The organism is Caballeronia zhejiangensis (assembly GCF_000698575.1).
Classification (GTDB): domain Bacteria; phylum Pseudomonadota; class Gammaproteobacteria; order Burkholderiales; family Burkholderiaceae; genus Caballeronia; species Caballeronia zhejiangensis.
This window is the reverse complement of sequence record NZ_JFHD01000093.1, coordinates 1-2,238: the sequence shown is the minus strand read 5'-3', so window position 1 is coordinate 2,238 and position 2,238 is coordinate 1. Positions and strand designations below refer to the sequence as shown.

Below are 2,238 nucleotides of genomic sequence, written 5' to 3'. Positions count from 1 at the left end.
GGCTGCGCATTATTGCGTCCGAGCGCGACACAGCGCAAGGCATTTTCGGCAAGCACGTTGCTTATCTCGGCCAGACCGTCCTCGCAGTAGAACGTGAGGGCTGCCCAGTGGTTCAGCGAGTAGTTGATCGCCTTGGCGAGCGCGGACTTCGTCGACAGCGTCGTGAGTTTTGCCCTGATCGTCGTTTCAAACTTCACGAGCAATGGCTTGCTCTTCTCCCGCCTCACGCGCAGACGCTCGTCTGGTTCCTTGCCGCGAATGTCGGCTTCTATGCTGTAGAGCTCGCCGATCATCTCGAGCAGCTGCTGGGTATCCACATTCGGCGTGCGCGCGTGAACATCATAGATGTACCTCCTCGCGTGATCCCAGCATGCCGCTTCGTGGATCTCGCCGCTCGAGTACAGTTGATCGAACCCCGAGTAAGCATCGGCCTGCACGATGCCGTGGAATGCGGCGAGCCGGGTTTGAGGGTGGACGCCTTTGCGATCCGAGGAGAAGTCGAACCATACCGCAGCAGCCTCAGCCGAACCCGAGCGACGATCGTCGCGCACGTAGACCCAGAAGCGGCCGGTCACCGTCTTACCGTTGCCTGGCGCGAGCACCGCGACCGGCGTGTCGTCAACGTGTACCTTTCCGGGAACCAGTGCATAGCGCTGGATCGCTTCAACGAGCGGCACACAGAGCTCGGCGATCTGCCCGAGCCAGCGGCCCATGCTGCCGCGATCCAGCGTCACTCCGTCGCGTGCCGCAATCTCCGACTGGCGATACAGCGGCTGATGATCAGCGAATTTCGACACCGCAATATCGGCCAGCAAGCTCGGATGCGCAATGCTGTGCTCGATCGGCAGGCTAGGCATCGCGGGTTGTTCGATGTGGCCGCAATCAGGGCAACATAGCTTGTGGCGGATCGTGCGGGTCACTTTGAACGCGGCCGCCACGCGGGCGAGTTGTTCGGAGACATCCTCGCCGAGCCACTGCATTGCAGTCGCGCATATGGGGCAAGCCGAATCAGGCGTGAGTTCGATCTCGTCGCGCGGCAAGTGCGGCGGCAATGGTTCTCGCGTGGGCCCTCGATTGGATGGTCCCTTCGATGCCTTGTCTCGTTGTCCTCGCGCCTCTGCCGCCCCTTGGCCGGCCGTCAGGTCTTCCAACTGCGCTTCGAGCTTATCGATCTGCCGGGCCAGTTTCTCGGATTTGCTCCCGAAGTACATCCGCCTGAGCTTGTCGATCTGCGCCTTCAATCGTTCGATCTCGTCGTCGCGGGCGGCGATCTCCCGCACCATGTTCGCGAGCGATGCTTGCTGCTCGAGCACCAGAGCCCGGAGCTCAGCGACGGTGGCAGGAAGCGGCGCATGTTGGGACATGCGTCGCAGTTTACGAGTCTTCTTCGCGGTTTACAACATCGACAGCGCGGCGGTGCGTCGCGGCTGCCGCCAGTCGATGCCCTCGAGCAGCATCGACAGCTGGGCGCTCGTCAGATGGAGCTTTCCTCCATCGGCCTGGGGCCAGATAAAACGGCCTCGCTCCAATCGTTTTGCGAGCAACCAGAGTCCGTCGTCAGTCGCCCAAAGCAGCTTTACGAGATCGCCGCGACGCCCGCGGAAGATGAATAAATGGCCGCCCAGCGGATTCTCTTCGAGTGCTGTCTGCACCTTCGCGGCCAGCCCCTGGAACCCGCAGCGCATGTCGGTCACACCGGCCGCTAGCCAGATACGCGTACCTGCCGGCAGCGCGATCACTTCAGACATTCCTGCAGGAATGCTTCGGTGCGCTCGGCAGACAGGCCGCGAATCTTCACGCGCCGCTTGCCGATCTCCACCTCGATCTCGCACACGGGCGTCGGCATGGGTACGCTGCTCATCGCTTCTGACGTCACTGTCGGCTCCGGCGCCCGAAGCACCAATGCCGAGTCGATCACGTCGACGCTCAGCAGTTCCGTGCATGGCATGCTCGGCGCAACGTCGAGTGCAGGGACGATCAGCTTGCCTTCACGATATTGTTTGCGCCATCCGAACACCACATTGGCGTTGATGTCGTGCCGGCGCGCAACTATCGACACCGACATGCCGGGCTCCAACGTCTCTCTGATCACCTGCTGCTTGAATTCTCGCGCGTACGTGCGACGGGGATAAGCTCCGCCCCCTGCGTTCGACATGGCTGACTGGCTCCGTTATCTAAACGCGCTCATCATGCTTTGAAAAAGTCAGCATGGGGAAACGGTCGGCCCGAGCCGCTTAC

At 61.8% G+C, this 2,238-nt stretch carries 3 protein-coding genes; all 3 read right to left on the bottom strand.

Going from position 1 to position 2,238, the window contains the following annotated elements; all coding sequences use genetic code 11:
- A partial coding sequence (tnpC, locus tag BG60_RS36020; protein ID WP_034474628.1) for an IS66 family transposase occupies positions 1–1,364 on the bottom strand: 1,364 nt, incomplete at its 3' end.
- Between the two features lie 30 nt (positions 1,365–1,394).
- Positions 1,395–1,748: an IS66 family insertion sequence element accessory protein TnpB gene (gene tnpB, locus BG60_RS36015; RefSeq protein ID WP_412135179.1), complete on the bottom strand. Its 354-nt coding sequence runs from the start codon at positions 1,746–1,748 to the stop codon at positions 1,395–1,397.
- Positions 1,736–2,155 carry a transposase gene (locus tag BG60_RS40265; RefSeq protein WP_033536313.1) on the bottom strand — a complete coding sequence of 140 codons (420 nt, stop codon included), beginning with the start codon at positions 2,153–2,155 and terminating at the stop codon, positions 1,736–1,738. Before BG60_RS40265 ends, tnpB begins: the two co-directional genes overlap by 13 nt.
- Positions 2,156–2,238 lie beyond the last annotated feature (83 nt).

What these genes read in the sequence shown, in the direction of transcription:
- tnpB (WP_412135179.1), bottom strand. Translation starts at nt 1,748, where the DNA reads ATGTCTGAAGTGATCGCGCTGCCGGCAGGTACGCGTATCTGGCTAGCG.
- BG60_RS40265 (WP_033536313.1), bottom strand. Translation starts at nt 2,155, where the DNA reads ATGTCGAACGCAGGGGGCGGAGCTTATCCCCGTCGCACGTACGCGCGA.